Here is a 21178-nt window from a genome sequence, read left to right as displayed (position 1 = left end):
GGCACACCCTTAGATAGCGGACACTGATTGTCCAATACACTGTGGATCCTGAAACTAAATAAAATAACCGGGACAACGCTCTGCGCACGGCAGATGCACGCGAGTCAACGTTCATCCGACCGTTCAGGCCAGGGAAAAATCCCTACAGCTCAAAGATAGTTTTCTTTCTGACACATAGGCGTCATTTATCGCCTTCAGGAGCGTAGACCACTTGGGGGGCTGCGTAACTCTTGCGCCATGCCACAATTGCTGCGCGCGCTCATGTCACCCATTACCGAAAAGGAATTTCCCATGGCCTGCCCCACCAATCACCCAGAACACTGCCCTGGCGATCAAGATCGACAGAACCTGCAAGGTACGTGGGAACAGACCGCACTGGAAGACAGCGGCATCAACAACCCTCCAGACGCGCACACCGCTCCGGGCGCGCTGACCACCATCAGCGGCGACCAGTTTCGGGTCGTGACGCCAAATGGCGAGGTGCTATTGGCGGGCAGCTTCACGCTGGATGCCAGCACCACGCCCAAAACCATTGTCTGGATCGATTCGATGGGCAGCGACGCCGGCAAACAACTGCCCGCAAGTTACATCCTCGAGGGTGACCACTTCAGGTTTATCGCTGCAGACGAGGGTATGCCAAGGCCACTACGGTTCAGCACCGGACCCGGGCAAACCATGCGTACTTTTATTCGCAGGCGGTGATCCGTTCGGATAAGCATTTTTGCGACAGGATTTTCACAAGCCCTTCACCTTTGGCGCTATAGGGTGAAGCCTACTCCTCAAGTGAATCCCTTGGCCTGCCTCCCCAGCAGGCTTTTTTTTGCCCGATCATCCTTCAAACCGATTCTTTGACCGCCGTTAGCGTGTAGCACATGGGCAATTGTGCGGGCTGATTTTCATATTGGTCGTACAGGTCTTCACGGTTGGAGTGCGGGTATTCGCGCAAATGAGTGATCCGCAGGCCCGCCGCGATGGCTGCGTTGACGATGTCTCCCAGCGTATGCACGAACCAATAAGAAGTCGCCACCGAGTTCTTGGTTTCGCCCTGGTAAGTAAGTGCCTGTTGCAGAACAAATGGCTCGCGCCGGAAGTATGAACTGGACGGCAACATCGGGTTGGCCGCCTCGGGGTCGAAAACCTCAAGCAACGGATGGGTCTCGTAAATTACCAGCGTCGCGCCGGCCTTCAGCGTGTTGGCGATACAAGCCATAGCCTGTGCGACATCCGGCATCCAGTTCAGCACCCCAATCGTGATCAACGCCATGTCAAAGCGACCATAGAGCAGATCAGGCAATTGATGAATGTCGGTTTCGATAAATTCAGGCGAATGGGGTGATAAGCTCGCCAGCTCTCTGGCTTGCTGCAAAAAGGCCGCGGATTGATCCACACCCACTACGTGGGATGCCCCGAGACTATAAAGCGACAAACATTCGCGACCATTATTGCAACCCAGTTGCACTACATTCTTTCCCTGGACGCCAACCTGCCGCAGCAACGCTGTAAGCGTCGAATCCAGGCAGGAAAACTCCGGTTTTGCGACACTATCGAGCAAGGTTTGCCAGGTGTCGTTGCCCCGATGGTATGCGGCGGATTCGTTCCAGGCATCTCTGTTGCTTGAAACCACGTGTTGAGCTGAGAGCTTGTCCATTGTGTCTCCTGACGGGCGGACGGGCACAGGCTATAGAAGGAGTTCGCCCCGCACCAACAGCCTCGTCGTCCTTGAGCTGGTAAAGAGCCATCACTGCAGGGCGAACGATGCAAACTTAGGCCACGGCAATGAGATGTTCAACTGTCAACAACGTGAAAGAACAGAAAACCTGACCGAACGCAAAACTATCGCTGCAATTTCGTGAATTTTATCGGGCTTTTCCTGCAACCCACTCAACAATGCCAACCCGCCCAGCCGACACCGCCTCCCTGGCATACAACTCACGCCTCACATATGGGACAACGCGCGCCAAATTCCAGCATGCACCCCATATTTTCCGCTCAGCGACTGGGCCTTACGCCCCAAAGTCGCTGTCCAAGCATGCCCGTCGGCCCTGATCCACATCGGTCCAGGCCCAGCGATCATCTGTTCGTGGCCGCCCGCTGCGGCGAGGTTCATAGAAAATGTCTGCAACCAAATCCCAGATCGCTCATGGAGGCCAATATTGACGGGCTTCGCTCTCCGGCCACAATAGCCCGAACTATTCGCATGCCGGTAACTCTGGTGACATCCACCACAACATGGTGCAGTTGCAGATTCATATGTGTGATTTTTTTGCATGTACTGAATATGCGCGGCCGCCTAGTCAAGGTAGCGCTCTCGCAGCTTGGTCATCTGACACCTCGATATGGCGAGCACTCTCGCCTGAATGGATGTCCGGTTTCATTAGACCACTACATCTAAGTAATCCGCTGGGTGTAGTAGTTGTCATTCGGTCCCGGCTGAAACCGCATATTACGTACAAAATCCACTAGCGGTTTCACGTTGTGCCTGACGCTTTCTTGAGAAATACTCTCCAGGCGCTGCTCGATCCTCAAGTAGGTGTCTTCCATCATCGTTAGCGCAGTATCAAATACACCTGCGCGACCAAACTCCTGAATAATTTGACTCTTTTGCTCCATAGTTCTCTTGCCTTTAAGTAAAGGCCTATCCGCCAAAATCATTAAAAATGATTTGGGGCCACCCTCCAGGTCCGGCGCAAAGCCTTTCTTTTCGAAGTGTGGAACATAGTTGATGTCACAATAGTCATTGACATAGCGATAGTAAACCCCCAATTCAAGCAATAGTTCCTTAAGTCCTATATGCACATGCTCCTTCAATGGACTCAAGGATTGGCATGCGGTCAAGAGAAATACAAATAAACAGCTCGTATTGGTCTGCGCAATGAATCGATACTGTTCCAGCGTCGGCAACGTATCCCCATCACTGAACTTCGCATCGAGATGCTGTCCCACATGCAGAGACTCAAGAGCAGCCAACGCGGCCCGAACAACCTCCATATTGTTCAAGGAGGTAAGGCGCTCAAGGCCATGAAGGTAGCCGTACATACCTGAAATGAGCGCAACACCTGGTCCATATTTGGCCCACACCGAAGCAACGCCACGGCGAACGAGATCGCCGTCAAGCAGATCATCATGTATCAATGAGGACAGGTTGATATGCTCTATGGCATCACACAGTACGTGAGTTTGCGTAGCGGGTAAATTATAGAGTGCTGAAAGCGCCCAAGCGAGTTCCGTGCGGACCTTTTTTCCTCCAGATTTTTCCTGGTACTCAAACGGCTCGCGCCATTGAGCTTTAGCCTGGGCTTGATAGCTGGCATCAAACTTTAGAGCGGTATTAATCATTCTCCTAGCCTCGCTGGATATCGTGACTTATGAGTGTGAGTTTTGACCTGAATGAAAGACCAGAACAAGCAACGGCCGGCACTGCTTACAGTGTCGGCGGTTTAATGGTAGCCGCCTCACAAAAAGACGAATCAATATCCGTTATATCTTTTCCTGCTAATCTCAATAAAACAATATTATAAGAAAAACTTGAAAAGCCTTCCATGCTTTGTAAGATGTTCATCTCGCACAAACAGAACAGTTAAGTTTCGTTGAAGTAGATGCTCTTCGCTAATGCGAAGCAAGGGGAGTGCCGAGATAACGCTAGAACCCCACTGGAGGATTCATAATGGTTTGATTTGTATAAATTTTATCTTCATTGACGAAGTATGCTGACGGATAGACCGACTCTTCACTGGGTAAATGACATGGAGCCATCACAACTCATGACCACGGAACATCATCATGCCAATACGCCCTTTCAACTCCCCCAAGCTTTGCAGGAAGCTACATACCCACTGAGTCCTTACACCGATGAAGCGGAGCAGCACACCCGGCTGTGGCTCAAGAATATTGGTCTGGAATCCACAGCCCACGCGACCCATCAGCAGGACATTTACTCTCCCGGACAATATGCCGGCTTCATGTGGAACGATGCACCTCGAGAAACATTGTTTGTTCTGTCTGATTTAACAGGCTGGTTTAGTTGTCAGGACGACCTCGCGGACGAGGAATGCGAGGATCCTGATGCCCTGGAGCGCCATATCCGGGGAGTCTATGATGCTGCTTTTGTCTACCGCAGTAGGCCACAGGGCCCTCTAGCCACAGGCCTGGCGGATATCATCCGACGTGCCGCCCGCCTGATGCCACCACAGTGGAAAGAGCGAGTGGCAGAGCAATATGCAACCTACCTCAAGCCGTGCGTGACGGCCCTGATGCACCGTATCAATCACACCCAGCCTGGCGTCGAGGGTTATGACAGCCTCTGGCGTAGCGCGGGCGGCTTTCAGGTGTGCGTTGAGTTCACCTACTTCGCGCTGAATATTCACCTGCCCTCATCGCTTTACTACAGCCAACCCTGGCAGGAACTGAATACTCTGGTCCTCAACCATCTCAAAGCAGTCAACGACTTGCTCTCATTCCCCATCATGGAAAACCCGGATGAAGATATCTATAACCTCCTGACCCATCTCAGGCATACCAAAGGTTATTCACCAGAACGTGCGGCCAGTGAGGTGTCACGGCGTATCGAGGCCTGGACTGAAGACTACACAAACGCCCAAAGACTGCTACCAGAACGTCTTGCACTGTATGGCTATGACGAGCGCTCCAGGGAACAGGCTCAACTTTGCGCCCAAGCCATGAGCAACCTTTTTCGCGGCAATATCGCCTGGCATCTTACAGTGCCGCGCTATCGCGAAATTCGTTTCAAAGGATAGTCACGGGTCACTCTACAAGACGACGGGAATAGGACGGCCCACGTCTGTCGCGGGATTGCCCTAGGGGAAGTGGTGGAGCGAACGAAAACGGGCGCAGGCCGGTGCGTTTTGTTGAATGACCGCGCCATGCACGCCTTAAAATTTGCCGGGGAATATGCAGGGCGTCGGAAAAATGGCAAAGGAAAGGTGCTAGAAACTCCTTTCATTTTCCCGCCTTCAAAGAACTCGGAGTACGTGAAACAGACATCTGACCTGCATAAACAATGGATTCCGACACTAAAGGCTCTGAACATCCGTCGTCGTCCGCCATACAACTGTCGTCACACCTATGCGACAATATGCATTATGTCTGGCATGAACCCCGCCTTCATTTCCCAGCAGCTCGGCCATAGTGTGCAGATGCTGCTCTCGACTTATGCGCGTTGGATCAACTCAAGCTCGGACTGAAGCGAAATGGAAAAGCTTCAGATTGGTCCCAAATTGGTCCCGGCTCAAATAAGCGCACCCCAAGCTATTGATAGGTAAAGTAATTGATCTCCACAGCTAACATCACCATGCAGTTCGGCGCCAAGCCGCTCTTTGAGAACGTCTCGGTCAAGTTCGGCGCCGGTAACCGTTATGGTTTGATCGGTGCCAACGGTTGCGGCAAGTCGACCTTCATGAAAATCCTCGGTGGCGACCTGGATCCGTCCGGTGGACAGGTCATGCTGGAGCCGAACGTGCGCTTGGGCAAGCTGCGCCAGGATCAGTTCGCCTACGAAGAATTCAACGTCATCGACACCGTGATCATGGGTCACGAAGAGCTGTGGAAGGTCAAGGCCGAGCGCGACCGTATCTACTCGCTGCCGGAGATGAGCGAAGAAGACGGCATGGCCGTCGCCGAGCTGGAAACCGAGTTCGCCGAAATGGACGGCTACACCGCCGAATCCCGTGCCGGTGAGCTGCTGTTGGGCCTGGGCATTCCCCTGGAGCAACATTTCGGGCCGATGAGCGAAGTGTCGCCAGGCTGGAAGCTGCGCGTGCTGCTGGCGCAGGCATTGTTTTCCGATCCGGAAGTGCTGCTGCTCGACGAGCCGACCAACCACCTGGACATCAATACCATTCGCTGGCTGGAAAATATCCTGACCCAGCGTAACAGCCTGATGATCATCATCTCTCACGACCGTCACTTCCTGAACAGCGTCTGCACCCATATGGCCGACCTGGATTACGGTGAGTTGCGTCTGTTCCCAGGCAACTACGACGAGTACATGACCGTGGCGACCCAGTCCCGCGAGCAACTGCTGTCGGACAACGCCAAAAAGAAAGCGCAGATCTCCGAGCTGCAGTCCTTTGTCAGCCGCTTCTCGGCCAACGCCTCGAAAGCCAAGCAGGCTACTTCCCGTGCCAAGGCGATCGACAAGATCCAGCTGGCCGAGGTCAAACCTTCGAGCCGTGTGAGCCCATTCATCCGCTTCGAACAGACCAAAAAACTGCACCGCCAGGCGGTCATCGTCGATCGCATGGCCAAAGGCTTCGACGGCAAGCCACTGTTCAAGGACTTCAGCTTCCAGGTTGAAGCTGGCGAGCGCGTCGCGATCATCGGCCCGAACGGTATTGGCAAGACCACCCTGCTGCGCACCCTGGTCAACGAACTGACGCCGGATGCCGGCACCGTCAAGTGGACCGACGCGGCGGAACTGGGCTACTACGCCCAGGACCATGCTCACGACTTCGAAGACGACGTCACGCTGTTCGACTGGATGGGCCAGTGGGCTCAGGGCGAGCAGGTTATCCGTGGCACTCTGGGTCGCATGCTGTTCTCCAACGATGAGATCCTCAAGTCGGTCAAGGTTATCTCCGGTGGTGAGCAAGGTCGCATGCTGTTCGGCAAGCTGATCCTGCAAAAGCCCAACGTGCTGATCATGGACGAACCGACCAACCACTTGGACATGGAATCTATCGAAGCGCTGAACCTGGCGCTGGAAAACTATCCGGGCACGCTGATCTTCGTCAGCCACGACCGTGAGTTCGTATCGTCCCTGGCTACCCGCATCATTGAATTGAGCCCAAGTGGCGTAATCGACTTCAGCGGTACCTATGACGACTACCTGCGCAGCCAGGGCGTGGTGATTTAAGAGCAGTATCGTGTCGTGAGCAGCAAGCAAAAGCCCCGTCCGATGTGACGGGGCTTTTTGCTTTATCAGCCAGGCCAATCTGCGGTGTTTTTCGACTTGGCGCGGGCAATCGCCGGGCTCAAGCGCCGGGCCTAGCGGCCAGGCGTCTGCCCGATGCCGTGGTTCGGCTGGCCAAGGGCATGCCTGAAAAAAAGCCCGGCCTCGGAGATCAGGTTGCGGTGAATACCGGCGCGATCAACACCCTCTGCGTCCGTACCCAGCATCGGCATCGCCGCCAAGGCCTGGCGTCTTCGGCCGCACCAATACGGTAGGCGCCTATCTGGCTGACGTGTTCGCGCCCCGTGGATGGGTAGAACGCGATGGCTTTATCGGCGGTGAGTCAAGCGGGTCGAGAAAGCTCATTCGGTGATAGCCCACGCTCCAATGGGGGGGCGGTGCTGGCGCGGCATGCGCGGAGACAAGGCCGCCAAGCAGGCAGACAAACAGCAGGCCTGCATTTCGCATCAGAAAGGTCATGCTCAATGCACTCAGGCCCAGGCAACTTGGCTTTGGACGGCATAAGCCAGGCCAGACTCACCCTTTCAAAACAAAAAAACTCCGTATTCCGCGGCTTTATTGCCACCAGAATACAGAGCTTTGACGTCTCGAATCAGACAGATATCGAACCTCGGTGAAACTTACATCCTACTTATGCCGCAATGAACAACTGGTCGCTGATCATCGCATCCGCTTCGTTGAGTGCCTTGCTGCGCATTTCGTCACCGTAAGCCAGGCCATGGGCGCGGACGAACTCTACGTCGGTGATCCCGAGAAAACCCAGCAGTACTTTCAGATAGTCCTCATGGGCAACGCCCGTTGGCTGGCCCACGTGCAAGCCGCCAGCAGTGGAGACCACGATCACTTTCTTGTTGCCGCACAAGCCTTGCGGGCCGGCTTCGGTGTAGCGGAAGGTCTGGCCGGCGACGGCGATCCGGTCAATCCAGGCTTTGAGCTGGGTAGGAATAGTGAAGTTGTACATCGGCGCGGCCAGTACTACGGCGTCAGCGGCGAGAAACTCTGCCAGGGTCGAGGCGCTCAGGTCTGCTTCGTGCGTCTGCACGGCATCACGCAGCTCGGCGGCGGTGCCCAGCGCTCCCAGGGTCACGCCAGAGAAATGGTTGATGCCTTCACTGGCGAGGTCGCGATAAATCACTTCCACGCCCGGCTCGGCTGCTTGCCAGGCTTTGACCACCTTGGCGCTCAACTGACGGGATGCAGAGTTGTCGCCGAGAATGCTGGAATCAATATGCAAGAGTTTCATGTGGGATCTCCAAGTGAGGATCGCCACCGGCGATCTAATGGCGGCCATCCTACCGATCAATCCAATAGCCGATTAGCCAGCTAAAATGCGATAGTTCGTCCCACTGACAGGACAATAGGCGCACTCATGCAAGACCTTAATGACCTCTACTATTTTGCCAAGGTGGTGGAAGCCGGTGGTTTCGCCGCCGCCGGGCGCCTGCTGGGCGTGCCCAAGTCGCGACTGTCGCGACGTATTGCCGAGCTGGAAGAGCGTCTTGGCGCCCGCCTGCTACAACGAACCACCCGCCAGTTGACCTTGACCGCTGTCGGCGAGCGCTATCTGGGGCATTGCCAGGCGATGTTGCTCGAAGCGGAGATGGCGGACGAAGCCGTCGTCAATATGTCCAGCGAGCCACGGGGCCGCTTGCGGGTCAGTTGCCCGGTGGGCCTGGCTCACGAAATCCTGCCAACAATGGTTGCGCAGTTTCTTTCCAATTATCCCCAGGTGCAGTTGGAGATGATGCTGGTCAATCGGCGCGTCGACCTGGTGGCCGAAGGCGTCGATGTTGCACTGCGAGTGCGGGAATTGGGGGATGAAGACCCGCTGCTGGTAACGAGACGCCTGCGCCAGGCCCGCACGGCGCTGGTTGCCCATCCTGAACTAGTGCGCGGCAGGCAGATCAAGACCCTGGACGACCTCAGGCAACTGCCGGTACTCGGCGCACTGGAGGCCGATCGCCTGGTTCACCTGCGCTTGCTTGACCCTGAGGGCGACAGCCGGGATCTGGTGATGGAGGCGCGCCTGGGCACCGATGACTTCCTGGTGCGCAAAGCCAGCGTCCTCGCCGGCCTGGGCTTTACCATGCTGCCAATGATGTATTGCGAGCAGGAACTGCAAAGCGGCCAGCTGGTGCAACTGTTACCCGACTGGTCATTACCCGGCGGTTGGCTGCAGGCGGTTTACCCGCACCGGCGCGGTGTTTCGCCGGCGATACGTGCCTGGATTGACTTCCTCGCGCATGCCTTTGATAACTGCGGAGACCGGCTGCTATGAGTGCCAGCAAGATGTCTGAAGAAGACGTCGCCCACTTCTGCCTGGGGTTGCCCGGTGCGCGTGAGGATTACAAGTGGGGCGGCGTGCGCGTGTTCTCGATAGCGGGAAACAAGATGTTTGCCTTGCAGAACCTGCGGGGCGATTCCCTGGCGTTCAAGGTCGACAAGGAACTGTTTCTCGGCCATGTGGACCGCCCGGGAATCCACCCAGCACCGTATCTGGCACGGGCCCAGTGGATCATCATGCAGACGCCTTATCCGCTGGGCGGTGAAGAGTTGCGCGAGTTGTTGCAGCGCTCCCATCAACTGGTGGTGGCCAAACTGCCCAAACGCACGCAGATCGGGCTCAGGCTAGAACATTGAGAGCAGCGTGCCACCGAGAAACAGTTGATCGATCCAGAAGACCTGGTGCAGCAACACGATCGCCCAGAACACCATCTGGTAGGAGACCTTGCGTGTCTTGTGGCGAAACACTTGTTGCGCCACCAGCCCACCCGGCCAGCCGCCGGCCAGTTCCAGGGCGTGGAGGACTTTCTCTGGCGTACGCCAGCTGTCGCTCTGGGCCTTGCGCTTGTCACTCCAATACAGCAAAAACGTGAGCACACTGACAATCCCATAGGCCGTCAGCGGGATCAACGACGTCCCGCGATACCCGAGCAGCGCCGTGCCGAACAACGGCACGGCACACAACAGCACAAACACCAGCACCTTGAAGCGCAGATGCTGGATAGCATTTTCGTTCATGCTCATCATCCCTCGGCCGCCGTCCAGTCAATCCAGCCGAACTGCCAGGTGGCAAGGATCAACAAGCCGAAGGCAATGCGGTACCAGGCAAAAGCGGCATAGCTGTGGCTGGCGATGAACTTGAGCAAGCCCCGGACAGCGATCATTGCGAAGATGAACGAGGTCACAAAGCCGACGGCAAACACCGGCAGATCCGCTGGTTGGAACAGGTCGCCATACTTGTAGCCCGAATACACCGCCGCACCGACCATCGTCGGCATCGCCAGGAAGAACGAAAACTCCGTCGCGGTCTTGCGCGACAGGCCGAACAACAGGCCGCCAATGATGGTCGAGCCAGAACGTGAAGTCCCTGGGATCATCGCCAGGCATTGAGCAAAGCCCACTTTCAACGCGTCTTTCCAGGTGATGTCATCGACGCTTTGAGCATGGACTTCATGCTCGCGGCGTTCGGCCCACAACATGACCACACCACCCACCACCAGCGCCGTGGCCACGGTGATCGGGTTAAACAGATATTCGTGGATCAGGTCGGCAAAAATCACCCCCAGCACTACCGCCGGCATAAAGGCAATCAGCAGGTTGGTCGTAAAGCGCTGGGCGTTACGCTGGGTGGGCAACCCCACCACCACGTCGATGATCTTGCGTCGAAACTCCCAGACCACCGCCAGAATGGCGCCCAGTTGAATGATGATGTTGAATGCCATGGCGCGCTCGCCACCGAAGTTGAGCAAGTCGGCGACGATGATCTGGTGACCGGTACTGGAGATCGGCAAAAACTCCGTCAGCCCTTCGACAACTCCAAGTATCAATGCCTGAAAGGCGGTCCAAAGATCCATTATTCCCCCAAAAGGTCATGCGTCAGCATGCCTCGTTGATATTTTTTCGATGTTCACTAACGATGAGCACGCTCAGGAATCAGCGCGCAGGATCAAGGCTGGACTGCAAAAATTTCGTGAAAAATCAGGCAGGGCTCAGGTTTTTTGATTCCGGGCCGAAAGCCTATCAGACAAGCCCGAATTTCGCTTTGCGTTATCACTGGCCCAGCAACGCGACACCAAAAATATAAGAACGCGGAGTGACAAGACAATGAACAGTTTGCGCAATATGTCGATCAGCCGGCGCCTTTGGTTGATCCTGATAGTCGCCGTGTTGATGTTGCTTACCCTGGGTTTGCTGATGCTCAAGCAGATCCACAATGACCTGTACCAGGCCAAGAGCCAGCAGACCCGGCATGTCGTGGAAACCGCCAGTGGGATTCTGAATTTTTATCACAACCTCGAAACCACCGGCGTACTTACCCGTGACGCAGCCCAGAAACAAGCCTTGGGCGTAGTGCGCGGGCTGCGTTATGACCTCGATGACTATTTCTGGATCAATGACCTGACACCAGTAATGATCATGCACCCGGCCAACCCCAAACTCGATGGCCAAAATCTCTCGGCCATTCGTGATCCGGACGGCTTTGCGGTGTTCAACGAATTTGTCAGCCTGGCCAAGGCCCAGGGCGCTGGCATGGTCGACTATCGCTGGCCCAAACCCGGCGCGGATGCGCCCGTGGCGAAAACCTCCTATATCCAGCTGTTCAAGCCTTGGGGCTGGATCATCGGCTCCGGCGTGTATGTCGATGATGTGCAGGCTGAGTTTCGTATCCAGATGTGGAAGGCCTCGATTATTGGTCTCGGCATTGCCCTGATCATGACCCTGCTGGTGGTCCTGATCGCCCGCAGTATCGTGCGCCCGCTGCAAGAAGCAGTGAATGCCATGGCCAACATCGCCAGCGGCGAGAGTGATCTGACACGCAGTCTAGATACTCACGGCCAGGACGAAGTCACCCAACTGTCCCGCCACTTCAACAGCTTCACCGCCAAGTTGCGCAGCGTGGTCAGCCAGTTGCAGACCTGCGCCAATGCCTTGGGCCAATCATCGACGGAGCTGGGCAGCAATGCCAGCCAGGCCCATGCTCGCAGCCAGCAGCAGTCCCAGCAGATGGAGTTGGTGGCCACCGCGATCAATGAAGTGACCTACGGCGTGCAGGACGTCGCAAAAAATGCCGAACATGCGGCCAGTGAAATGCGCGACGCCCAGGCCCAGGCCGAACAAGGCCAGGTCAATATCGATGGCAGCCTGCAGCAGATCGACTCGCTGTCCGCCACCATCACTCAGGCAGTGGAGGTGATCCGTACCCTCTCCAGCGAAAGCACACAAATTGGTGGTGTACTCGAAGTGATCCGCTCGATTGCCGACCAGACCAACCTGCTGGCACTCAACGCTGCCATCGAAGCCGCCCGGGCCGGCGAACAAGGCCGGGGTTTTGCCGTGGTGGCTGACGAAGTGCGGCTGCTGGCCCAACGTACACAAAAGTCCACCGCCGAAATCCAGAGCATGATCGAGCGCCTGCAAGGTCATTCCGAAGCCGCAGTCAAGGTGATCAGCGATAGCCACCAGGCCTCGCAACTGACCATTGAGCAAGCGGGCCAGGCGGGTGCCAGCCTCACTGCCATCGGTCAGGCCTTGCGCAACCTCAACGGCCTGAATGCCTCGATTGCGAGCGCCACCCTGCAACAGGCGCATGTGGTCGAAGACATCAATCAGAACGTGACCCAGGCAGCCGGCCTGTCCCAGAGCACCGCGCTGGCGGCGCAACAATCGAGCGCGGCCAGCGATCATTTGAAGGACTTGAGCGAAGAACTGAACGGTTTGCTACGCCAGTTCAAGGTTTGATCGCCGGGGCGTCACACGCTAATCGTTGCAAGATTTTGTCCGGGCGGTTGGTTACAATCGCCCTCCTCTTCGACTCTTCCAAGGAATCCCATGTCCGGGCTTGAACTGTTTGCCGCCGTGCTGGGGGTGATTGCCGTCTGGCTGACGGTCAAGCAGAACCCCTGGTGCTGGCCCATCGGTCTGGTCATGGTGTTGCTGTACACTTGGATTTTCTTCGAAGTAAAGCTGTATTCCGACATGCTGCTGCAAGTGATCTATGCCGCTCTGCAAGTCTATGGCTGGTGGCAGTGGACGCGTGCCGGCGAGGTCCGGCAGGGCCGCGAAGTCACCAGTCTCAGCACTCCATCCATACTGCTGAGCCTCGGTGTCGGGGCAATGGGCAGCCTGATGCTGGGCGCCGCCATGGCGCACTGGACTGACGCGGCACAACCCTGGCTCGACGCGGCGTTGACCGGTTTCAGCCTGGTGGCACAAATGTGGATGGCGCAAAAACGCGTGCAATGCTGGCCGTTATGGATCGTCGTCGATGTGATTTTTGTCGGCCTGTTCCTCTACAAAGGCCTGTACCTCACAGCCGCACTCTATGCCCTGTTCACGGTGATTGCGGTGCAAGGCTGGCGTGCATGGCACGCAGATCCGGCACTGCGCACATGAAGGTCTTGGTGATGGCCGGCCCCGAGTCCAGCGGTAAAAGCTGGCTGGCCGAACAGTTGCAGGCGCACTTCGGTGCGGTGTTGGTGGGTGAGTACGTCAGGTATTTCATCGACCATTTCCAGCGCGATACCACTTTGGCAGATATCCCCGACATAGCCCGAGGCCAGTTGGCCTGGGAAGATGCAGGCCGCGCCCGTGAGCCCGAGCTGCTGATCCTCGATACCAACCTGCTGACCAATAAACTGTGGAGCCTGACGCTGTTTGGTGACGCGCCCCATTGGCTGGACGAGGAGTTGCTCGCACGTCGCTACGACTTGCATCTACTGTTGTCCCCGGACGGTATCGCCTGGACGGCGGACGGGCAGCGTTGCCAGCCGGAGTTGGCAGACCGCAGGGCGTTCTTTGCAGCTTCCAAGGACTGGCTGGAGCGTCATCAACAGCCATTCCGGGTGATTGGCGGGGATTGGCAAGCCCGGCATGACCAGGCTTTTGCAGCGGTAGAGGCACTTCTGGGCTCCTGACACCGATCCGTGCAGGCGCGAGCCTTGCTCGCCCCTACAATGGGTAGCCTTATTCTTCGCTGATCACTTGCACCTGATACTGCGGGTCGGCCGTGATCTGTTGCTCGGTAAAGGGTAGCGGGCTGAGTTTCTTCCGGGAGAACGCCTGGGTCTGGTCCTTCGAGTACGCTGAAGCCGGGTCGCTGGAGAGCGAGAACGCCAGCACGCCTTCGGCTTTCGGACCGTTGTCATCGAACGTGACGATCTGCACGTAGCTGCTGCCGCTGACTACCTCACGCTTGCCATCGCTCCTGGGTACGCTTTGCATGGCGTTATAGATCCCCAGTTCCTGCGGCCCGCCATGGATCGGCGTATTGCCCGACACCTGGATGTCGCCCCAGCGCATGCCCTCTTTGATTCCCAGTTGCCTGACCTGTGCTGCTGTCGCCAGCAACGCCTCGCGCAGCGCCTTGGCTACCGGTGCTCGTTCGATGGCCAAGCCTCGTGGAGTGGTCTGTGCCAGCGCGGGGTCGAACGCAACCCGCCACAGTTCTGGTACGCCTCGCAGTCGCTGCTGCAGATTGATGAAATGCACCAGGCCGAGCCCACTGTCGAGGTTGGCTTTCTGATCCCAGGCCTTGAGGCTCGCGCAGACAGGCTTCAATGCCGCATCGGCGGTTGCCTCACAAAATCTCAGTACGTCCGGCATAACCTGAGCGGCCAGATACACTTGGTTATCCATGACCATATTCTGTAGGTCCGCAACCGTGATCGACTGTTTGGCCAGGTCCTGCAAGCGCTGCAAGGCAAAGCGCGTACGCGGCCCCAATGGCAGTTGTTCCTGGCTGATCAACGGGGAAAAGCCGACCAACGGCGCCTTGGGGTTCGCCAGCCAGGCCGAGTCATTGGAATGCTGTACATAGTCTTTGCGTTCCAGTTGCGGCAACTGGCCTGCGGCAAAAATACCGGCCTGGGCCGCACGCGGATCAACATCCCAGGCACAAGCGCCATGGGCACCGTCGAGCACTATGATTTCCAGGCCAGCCCGTGGATCACTGCATTGTTCAAGCTTCTCAGCGCTGACGTTGGGCACAACCGAATGATTCATGTACAGGCTTTGCCCTTGATCGTCGGCCACCAGGGTGTTGACCCACGGGATGCCTTGCAGTGTATGCACCGAGGTCTGCAGCTCCTTGAGACTGCCGGCGCGATTCATTGCGTACCATTGCTGCAGCACACGATCATTGCCCAGGTTGGCGTCACGCAAGCTGAACGCGTATTGCCCATCCCAATCGAGTTTGCCCGGCCATTGCACCACTGGGCCGAACTGCGAACTGTACAGCGTATGAGATTGCGTTGAGGTGCTGCCGTCCGCACCTTTGACCTGTACTGAAACCCGGGTTTTGTTCATGGGGACCGATTTACCGTCCACCAGGTAACGGGTCGGGTCCTTCGGATCAAGGGTCAAGCGATAGAGGGTGAAATGCTTGGATGTGTCGACGGTGTGGGTCCATGCCACATGCTGATTGAAGCCGATGTTGATTAACGGAAGCCCAGGTAATGCAGCTCCCATCACGTCCAGTTGGCCAGGGATCGTCAGGTGCATCTGATAAAAGCGCATGCCACCGATCCATGGGAAATGGGGATTGGCCAGTAACATGCCACGCCCGTTGAACGAGCGCTCGCCGCCCACCGCCACGGCGTTACTGCCGCGATCCAGGGCAAAGCGTTGCTGATGCAGTGCCGCCATCTCGAAGGCCCTGGCATCTGGTTGTGCTTTCGCTGCGAGCTGCGGCGGTGCTGCTCCGACCAACGCCTCGGCAAACTGCCCGACGCCTCCTTCGACCAACAGCCTGCGGGTAAGCTTGACCAGATCCTGCGTATTGATCGGGCGCACCCACGCTCCCTGGCATTGCACTGGCAGCCCTTGGGCGCTGCGTTCGCTCAAGGAGCGGTTGTATCCGGCCACATAGCCTTTAATGCGCTGCTGCATTTGCGGGGATTGCGCGCTCCAGAACGCCGCGACGGCTTCCGGCGTATTGAGCCAGGTAAAAAATACATCGCTGGTGAGGTTGTTGCGCTCTTCCAGGGTCGATTGTTGTGCGCCGAAATACTTGGCGCGCTCGCCGTTCACCGTGACCACTTCATTGGCCAGCAAGCACAGGTTGTCCTGTGCATAGGCATAACCGATGCCATATCCCAGGCCGAGCTCATTGCTGGCGCGAATGTGCGGGATACCAAAACTGGTGCGGCGAATTTCTGCCGTCGCCTCGCCCACCTGGGCCTCGCTCGCCTGCCGCGCACATCCCGACAAACTCAACCCCAGTAATACGCCCGCCACGCAAGCCCTGGACAACCGGTTAAAAATAATCACGCACACCCCATTATCAAGCCACATTAAACGCCCAAGGCGAGGCCGACCTGCGAATGCCTGCCCATTGTTAGAGACGAAAAAAAACCGCTGGATTTAGTAGCGGTGACGTTGTTGCTGGGCATCCAGAATGGGCCAAGGCTGTGACTGAGAAAATTTATACGCATTCGACTTCATGATTTTCGCCGCTCATACGTCTTATTACTTAACAGCGCCCTCATTTTCCTGATCAGGCTCTGATAAGGAGTTTTTGCATGTACAACCCGCAACTGCCCACGGACGGTCACTCTATGGCACATGACGCCGCTTTCAGCTCGGGAACCCCAGCCTTCGGCAAGCCACCCGAGCACCAGGGCAACCAACGCATTCGATATTTGCTGAAGTGTTTTGGGCTGCGCACCAGCCTGATTCGCCTGAAGGTCATCGATGCCCTGCTCACCGCCGCCGACAACGGTCGCTCACTGGGCGTACGTGGCGTACACAGCCATTTGCTGGACCTGGGCATCCCGTTATCGTTCCTCAGCGTACGCGAGGTGCTCAAGCGCCTGTGCAGCGAAGGCTTGATCACCCTCAACAGCGACAAAAGCTACAGCCTCCATGAAGAGGCTGCGAAGGTACTGGCCTCTGACGCCTGACTCAGAGGTTGGGCTTGACCTTGCGGCGCATGATGCCGTTGATCACCACCACGATCACCGCCACGGCAATGGCGATGTACTGGAATGTTTTCTCACTGATGGCCCCGGCGTTCTGCAGATAGGACAAGCCAAACATCGTTCCCAGGACCACCAGGGAAATCAGAATCGAGTAAATCAAGCGTTGTTTCTGGGTCATGACGGGTTCCTGCACCTGAAAAATGTATCCACTGGGTAATCCTCAGCACCCCGGCACCAGCCCAATTGCAGGAATGGTCCGAGTTGGCCGGGGTGTCATGTTACAGGCGATGAATAATTTTGGCTTGTCCTGCGCCCGATTGGCTATCAAGTTGCGGGGGAACGTGCGCATGCGCCGTCGAATCACATCGCTGGTTCCCCCTGATATTGCCCAGGTCGCTTATTGGTCCTTGAAGGCTGGCTGGCGCTTGGCCACGAACGCGGCCATGCCTTCCTTCTGGTCCTGGGTGGCAAAGGCCGCATGGAACACCCGGCGCTCAAAGCGCACACCTTCGGACAGGCTGACCTCAAAGGCACGGTTGACGCTTTCCTTGACCATCATGCTGATAGGCACCGATTTGCTGGCGATCAGCGCCGCGACCTTCAGCGCTTCTTCCAGCAGTTCGTCTGCCGGCACGATCCGCGCAACGATGCCACATCGCTCGGCTTCCACTGCATCGATAAAGCGCCCGGTCAGGCACATTTCCATGGCCTTGGCCTTGCCGACCGCACGCGTCAGGCGCTGGGTGCCGCCCATTCCCGGTAGTACACCGAGGTTGACTTCCGGCTGGCCGAACCTGGCGTTGTCACCGGCCAGGATGAAGTCGCACATCAGCGCCAGCTCACAGCCGCCGCCCAAGGCGAACCCGTTGACCGCGGCAATGATCGGCTTGCGTCGATTGGCCACGCGGTCGCTGTCGCTGAACAAATCGTCCAGGTAGATCTGCGGGTAGGTCAACTCGGCCATTTCCTTGATGTCGGCGCCGGCCGCAAAGGCTTTTTTCGAGCCAGTCAACACCACACAACCAATCTCGGGGTTGGCTTCCAGGCTGTCCAGGGCGTGATTGACCTCACTGACCAGTTGCGCGTTCAAGGCGTTCAGCGCCTCAGGCCGATTAAGGGTGATCAGCCCGACGCGGCCTTGGACTTCCAGCAAAATGGTTTCGTAACTCATCGATCCGTTCCTCTTCAAAGATTGCGCGAAATGACCATGCGCTGAATATCGCTGGTCCCTTCATAAATCTGGCAGACCCGCACATCGCGGTAGATCCGCTCCAGCGGAAAGTCACTCAGGTAACCGTAACCGCCCAGGGTTTGCAAGGCAGCCGAACAGACTTTCTCTGCCATTTCCGAGGCGAACAGCTTGGCCATCGACGCTTCTACCAACGCAGGTTTACCACTGTCGCGCAGAGCCGCGGCGTAATGCACCATCTGGCGGGCAACAGCGATCTGGGTGGCCATGTCTGCAAGGCGAAAGGCCACGGCCTGGTGCTCGATCAAGGCCTTGCCAAAACTCTCGCGTTCGCGAGCGTAATCACGTGCTGCCTCGAATGCCGCACGCGCCATGCCCACCGATTGCGAAGCAATGCCAACGCGACCACCTTCCAGGTTGGCCAGGGCAATCCGGTAGCCTTCGCCCTCCTCTCCCAGACGGTTGGCGACCGGTACCTTCACATCCTCAAACAGGATCTGGCAGGTGTCGGAGGCATGCTGGCCGAGTTTGTCTTCAACCCGCGCCACCTTGTAGCCCGGCGAGTCGGTTGGCACGATAAACGCGCTGATCCCGCGCTTGCCGGCGGCAGGGTCGGTGACGGCAAATACGATTACGACCCCGGCGTTCTGCCCTGAGGTGATGAATTGTTTGCAGCCGTTGAGGATGTAGTGGTCACCCGCCAGGCGGGCGCGGGTTTTCAGGCTGCTGGCGTCGGAGCCGGCCTGGGGTTCGGTCAGGGCAAAGGCGCCGAGCATGGCACCGCTGGCCAGGGGCTTGAGGAACTGTTCCTTTTGCTGATCGTTACCGAACTTGAGGATCGGCACACAACCCACCGAGTTGTGCACGCTCATGATGGTCGAACAGGCACCGTCGCCAGCTGCTATTTCCTCCAGGGCCATGGCATAGGCCAGGTAGCCGGTATCGCAACCGCCCCACCGTTCTGGAACCAGCATGCCGAAGAAACCCAGTTCAGCCATTTCAGTCACCGCTTCCCTGGGGAAGCGGTGATCACGATCCCACTCGGCCGCGAACGGTTTGAGCCGCTCCTGGGCAAATTGCCGGGCCGCTTCGCTGATTTGCAGTTGTTCGTCATTGGGGAGCATAAACGGCCTCTAGGATAAAAAGCTTAATACAGGCATTCAACGGCCATCGCCGTGGCTTCACCACCGCCGATGCAAATGGCTGCAACACCACGCTTGAGGCCTCTCTGGCGCAGGGCCGAGAGCAGCGTCACCAGAATACGCGCGCCGGATGCACCAATCGGATGCCCCAGCGCGCAAGCGCCACCGTGGACATTGACCTTGTCATGGGGGATCTGCAGCTTGCTCATCGTCACCAGGCTGACCACCGCGAACGCTTCATTGATCTCGAACAGGTCTACCTCGCCCAATTGCCAACCGGTCTTGCTCAACAGTTTGCGAATTGCCCCCACCGGCGCCACCGGAAACAGACCCGGCTCATCGGCAAATGCAGCGTGCCCGTGAATCACCGCCAAAGGCTTGAGGCCGCGCTTTTGCGCTTGGCTCTGGCGCATCAGCAGCAACGCCGCCGCGCCGTCCGAGATCGAACTGGAGTTGGCCGCCGTGACGGTCCCACCCTGGCGGAACGCCGGCTTCAGGCTGGCAATCTTGTCGAGCCGGGCCTTGGGCGGCTGCTCGTCATCGATAATGGTTTTCTGCTCCTTGCCGACGGTGACCTGGACCGGGACGATCTCGGCACTGAAATTGCCCTCCTTGATCGCCTGCTGGGCGCGAGTCAGGGACGCGATGGCAAAGGTGTCCTGTGCTTCACGACTGAACCCGTTATGTTCGGCGCAGTCCTCGGCAAAGGTGCCCATCAGGCGGCCTTTGTCATATGCATCTTCCAGGCCGTCGAGGAACATATGGTCAAGCACTCGACCATGCCCCATGCGGTAGCCGCTGCGCGCACGGTCCAGCAGGTATGGCGCATTGGACATGCTTTCCATGCCACCGGCGATCACCACGTCGACACTGCCAGCCAACAGCGAATCGTGGGCAAGGATCGTCGCTTCCATCCCCGAGCCGCACATCTTGTTGAGGGTGGTGCAGCGAGTCGATTTGTCCAGCCCGGCGCCCAGGGCTGCCTGCCGTGCGGGCGCCTGGCCGAGGCCTGCAGGCAACACGCAACCGAATAGCACTTCATCCACCGCGTCGTGGGCGATGCCGGCGCGCTCGACCGCGGCGCGAATCGCTGCAGCGCCCAATTGCGGCGCGGTCAGGCCCGACAGTTCACCCTGAAAACCGCCCATGGGGGTGCGCACGGCACTGACGATAACTATCGGATCGTGGTTCTGAGTCATGACAATTGCTCCTTACTTGGCCGCCATGCGCAAGGCGCCGTCAAGACGGATCACCTCACCATTGAGCATGCTGTTTTCAATAATATGGCGGGCCAGCGCTGCGTATTCGGTCGGTTTGCCCAGGCGTGGAGGGAATGGCACGCCGGCAGCCAGCGACTCGCGGACTTGTGGGGTCATTCCCGCCATCATCGGGGTTTCGAATATGCCGGGGGCGATGGTCATCACTCGAATGCCGAAGCGCGCCAGTTCCCGGGCGGCGGGCAAGGTCAGGCTGGCAATCGCGCCTTTGGAGGCCGCATATGCGGCCTGGCCGATCTGGCCGTCGAACGCCGCGACCGACGCGGTGTTGATGATCACGCCGCGCTCGCCATCGGCGTCGGCCTCGCTTTCGGCAATGGCGGCGGCGGCCAGGCGCAGCAAATTGAAGCTGCCGATCAGGTTGACATTAATGACTTGGGCAAAGCTGGCCAAAGCGTGCGGCCCCTCTTTACCAAGAATTTTTTCGCCTCGTACCACACCCGCACAGTTGATCAACCCGTGCAAACCGCCAAACGCAGCTACGGTAGCCTGCACCGCTGCCTCAGCGGCTGCTTCCTGACTGATATCAGCCACCACGCTACGGGCCTGATCGCCCAGCTTATTCGCCTGAGCGGCAACCGCGTCGGCATTCAGATCCACCAGCATCACTTTGGCGCCAGCGGCCACCAACATTTCGGCAGTGGCCGCACCGAGGCCGGACGCCCCTCCACTGACCAGAAAAACCTTGTTCTCAATCTGCATCACTGTTTCCTTGAAATGGG

At 57.7% G+C, this 21178-nt stretch carries 20 protein-coding genes and 2 pseudogenes; 10 read left to right on the top strand and 12 right to left on the bottom strand.

Translation table 11 applies throughout. The features are described from left to right. The first annotated feature begins 291 nt into the window (after positions 1-291). Positions 292-702: a TIGR03067 domain-containing protein gene (locus OQ460_RS11225; RefSeq protein ID WP_410021861.1), complete on the top strand. Its 411-nt coding sequence runs from the start codon at positions 292-294 to the stop codon at positions 700-702. A 133-nt stretch (positions 703-835) separates the two neighbouring features. On the opposite strand, the gene OQ460_RS11220 is transcribed toward OQ460_RS11225, so the two are convergent. Both OQ460_RS11220 and OQ460_RS11215 read right to left on the bottom strand, forming a co-directional pair. Beyond that, positions 836-1648 carry a class I SAM-dependent methyltransferase gene (locus OQ460_RS11220; RefSeq protein ID WP_410021860.1) on the bottom strand — a complete coding sequence of 271 codons (813 nt, stop codon included), beginning with the start codon at positions 1646-1648 and terminating at the stop codon, positions 836-838. Between the two features lie 740 nt (positions 1649-2388). Then, positions 2389-3336 (bottom strand): polyprenyl synthetase family protein, encoded by a 948-nt coding sequence (locus OQ460_RS11215; RefSeq protein WP_410021859.1) that lies wholly within the window; start codon positions 3334-3336, stop codon positions 2389-2391. A gap of 425 nt (positions 3337-3761) precedes the next feature. Here OQ460_RS11215 and OQ460_RS11210 point away from each other — a divergent pair, with 425 nt between their 5' ends. The 3 genes and pseudogenes from OQ460_RS11210 to OQ460_RS11200 all read left to right on the top strand — a co-directional run bounded on the left by OQ460_RS11210 (position 3762) and on the right by OQ460_RS11200 (position 6871). After that, positions 3762-4754, top strand: a complete 993-nt coding sequence (locus tag OQ460_RS11210; protein ID WP_410021858.1) for a terpene synthase family protein — start codon at positions 3762-3764, stop codon at positions 4752-4754. 18 nt (positions 4755-4772) lie between these two features. After that, positions 4773-5279, top strand: a pseudogene (locus OQ460_RS11205) (tyrosine-type recombinase/integrase); the annotation flags it as partial. Positions 5280-5284: 5 nt separating this feature from the next. Continuing rightward, positions 5285-6871: an ABC-F family ATPase gene (locus tag OQ460_RS11200; RefSeq protein ID WP_410021857.1), complete on the top strand. Its 1587-nt coding sequence runs from the start codon at positions 5285-5287 to the stop codon at positions 6869-6871. A gap of 280 nt (positions 6872-7151) precedes the next feature. On the opposite strand, the pseudogene OQ460_RS11195 reads toward OQ460_RS11200, so the two are convergent. Both OQ460_RS11195 and OQ460_RS11190 read right to left on the bottom strand, forming a co-directional pair. Beyond that, positions 7152-7375, bottom strand: a pseudogene (locus OQ460_RS11195) (dienelactone hydrolase); the annotation flags it as partial. A gap of 184 nt (positions 7376-7559) precedes the next feature. Continuing rightward, on the bottom strand, positions 7560-8171 hold the full coding sequence (locus OQ460_RS11190; RefSeq protein WP_410021856.1) for an FMN-dependent NADH-azoreductase: 612 nt from the start codon (positions 8169-8171) through the stop codon (positions 7560-7562). A gap of 126 nt (positions 8172-8297) precedes the next feature. Here OQ460_RS11190 and OQ460_RS11185 point away from each other — a divergent pair, with 126 nt between their 5' ends. Both OQ460_RS11185 and OQ460_RS11180 read left to right on the top strand, forming a co-directional pair. Then, the gene (locus tag OQ460_RS11185; RefSeq protein WP_410021855.1) at positions 8298-9206 is read left to right on the top strand and encodes a LysR substrate-binding domain-containing protein; all 909 of its coding nucleotides are present in this window, start codon (positions 8298-8300) and stop codon (positions 9204-9206) included. Next, positions 9203-9568, top strand: a complete 366-nt coding sequence (locus OQ460_RS11180) for an MmcQ/YjbR family DNA-binding protein (protein ID WP_410021854.1) — start codon at positions 9203-9205, stop codon at positions 9566-9568. Before OQ460_RS11185 ends, OQ460_RS11180 begins: the two co-directional genes overlap by 4 nt. On the opposite strand, the gene OQ460_RS11175 is transcribed toward OQ460_RS11180, so the two are convergent. Together OQ460_RS11175 and OQ460_RS11170 are read right to left on the bottom strand one after the other, a co-directional pair. Beyond that, positions 9557-9949 (bottom strand): DUF1294 domain-containing protein, encoded by a 393-nt coding sequence (locus OQ460_RS11175; RefSeq protein ID WP_410021853.1) that lies wholly within the window; start codon positions 9947-9949, stop codon positions 9557-9559. The two genes, OQ460_RS11180 and OQ460_RS11175, sit on opposite strands and share 12 nt — an antisense overlap. A gap of 5 nt (positions 9950-9954) precedes the next feature. Continuing rightward, positions 9955-10785, bottom strand: a complete 831-nt coding sequence (locus OQ460_RS11170; protein ID WP_410021852.1) for an undecaprenyl-diphosphate phosphatase — start codon at positions 10783-10785, stop codon at positions 9955-9957. 250 nt (positions 10786-11035) lie between these two features. Here OQ460_RS11170 and OQ460_RS11165 point away from each other — a divergent pair, with 250 nt between their 5' ends. The 3 genes from OQ460_RS11165 to OQ460_RS11155 all read left to right on the top strand — a co-directional run bounded on the left by OQ460_RS11165 (position 11036) and on the right by OQ460_RS11155 (position 13845). After that, positions 11036-12670 (top strand): methyl-accepting chemotaxis protein, encoded by a 1635-nt coding sequence (locus OQ460_RS11165; RefSeq protein ID WP_410021851.1) that lies wholly within the window; start codon positions 11036-11038, stop codon positions 12668-12670. 90 nt (positions 12671-12760) lie between these two features. Next, the gene (pnuC, locus tag OQ460_RS11160; protein WP_410021850.1) at positions 12761-13324 is read left to right on the top strand and encodes a nicotinamide riboside transporter PnuC; all 564 of its coding nucleotides are present in this window, start codon (positions 12761-12763) and stop codon (positions 13322-13324) included. Further along, positions 13321-13845: an AAA family ATPase gene (locus tag OQ460_RS11155; RefSeq protein WP_410021979.1), complete on the top strand. Its 525-nt coding sequence runs from the start codon at positions 13321-13323 to the stop codon at positions 13843-13845. Before pnuC ends, OQ460_RS11155 begins: the two co-directional genes overlap by 4 nt. Before the next feature lie 49 nt (positions 13846-13894). On the opposite strand, the gene OQ460_RS11150 is transcribed toward OQ460_RS11155, so the two are convergent. Continuing rightward, on the bottom strand, positions 13895-16198 hold the full coding sequence (locus OQ460_RS11150; protein WP_410021849.1) for an acylase: 2304 nt from the start codon (positions 16196-16198) through the stop codon (positions 13895-13897). 251 nt (positions 16199-16449) lie between these two features. On the opposite strand from OQ460_RS11150, the gene OQ460_RS11145 reads away from it, so the two are divergent. After that, positions 16450-16830, top strand: a complete 381-nt coding sequence (locus OQ460_RS11145) for a fe2+ zn2+ uptake regulation protein (RefSeq protein WP_410021848.1) — start codon at positions 16450-16452, stop codon at positions 16828-16830. 1 nt (position 16831) lies between these two features. Here the strand turns inward: OQ460_RS11145 and OQ460_RS11140 are convergent, their stop codons facing one another. From OQ460_RS11140 to OQ460_RS11120, 5 genes are all read right to left on the bottom strand, one after another. Continuing rightward, positions 16832-17026 carry a hypothetical protein gene (locus tag OQ460_RS11140; protein ID WP_410021847.1) on the bottom strand — a complete coding sequence of 65 codons (195 nt, stop codon included), beginning with the start codon at positions 17024-17026 and terminating at the stop codon, positions 16832-16834. Positions 17027-17245: 219 nt separating this feature from the next. Then, positions 17246-18019, bottom strand: coding sequence for an enoyl-CoA hydratase (locus tag OQ460_RS11135; protein ID WP_410021846.1), 774 nt, complete (start codon positions 18017-18019; stop codon positions 17246-17248). A 14-nt stretch (positions 18020-18033) separates the two neighbouring features. Beyond that, a complete protein-coding gene (locus OQ460_RS11130; RefSeq protein WP_410021845.1) occupies positions 18034-19161 on the bottom strand; it encodes an acyl-CoA dehydrogenase in 1128 nt (375 codons plus the stop codon). A gap of 23 nt (positions 19162-19184) precedes the next feature. Next, complete coding sequence (locus OQ460_RS11125) at positions 19185-20378, bottom strand: acetyl-CoA C-acyltransferase (protein ID WP_410021844.1); 1194 nt, start codon at positions 20376-20378, stop codon at positions 19185-19187. Between the two features lie 12 nt (positions 20379-20390). Further along, on the bottom strand, positions 20391-21158 hold the full coding sequence (locus tag OQ460_RS11120; protein ID WP_410021843.1) for an SDR family NAD(P)-dependent oxidoreductase: 768 nt from the start codon (positions 21156-21158) through the stop codon (positions 20391-20393). Positions 21159-21178 lie beyond the last annotated feature (20 nt).

Source organism: Pseudomonas imrae (assembly GCF_046352735.2).
Classification (GTDB): Bacteria; Pseudomonadota; Gammaproteobacteria; order Pseudomonadales; family Pseudomonadaceae; genus Aquipseudomonas; species Aquipseudomonas imrae.
This window is presented reverse-complemented; position numbering and strand designations above follow the sequence as displayed.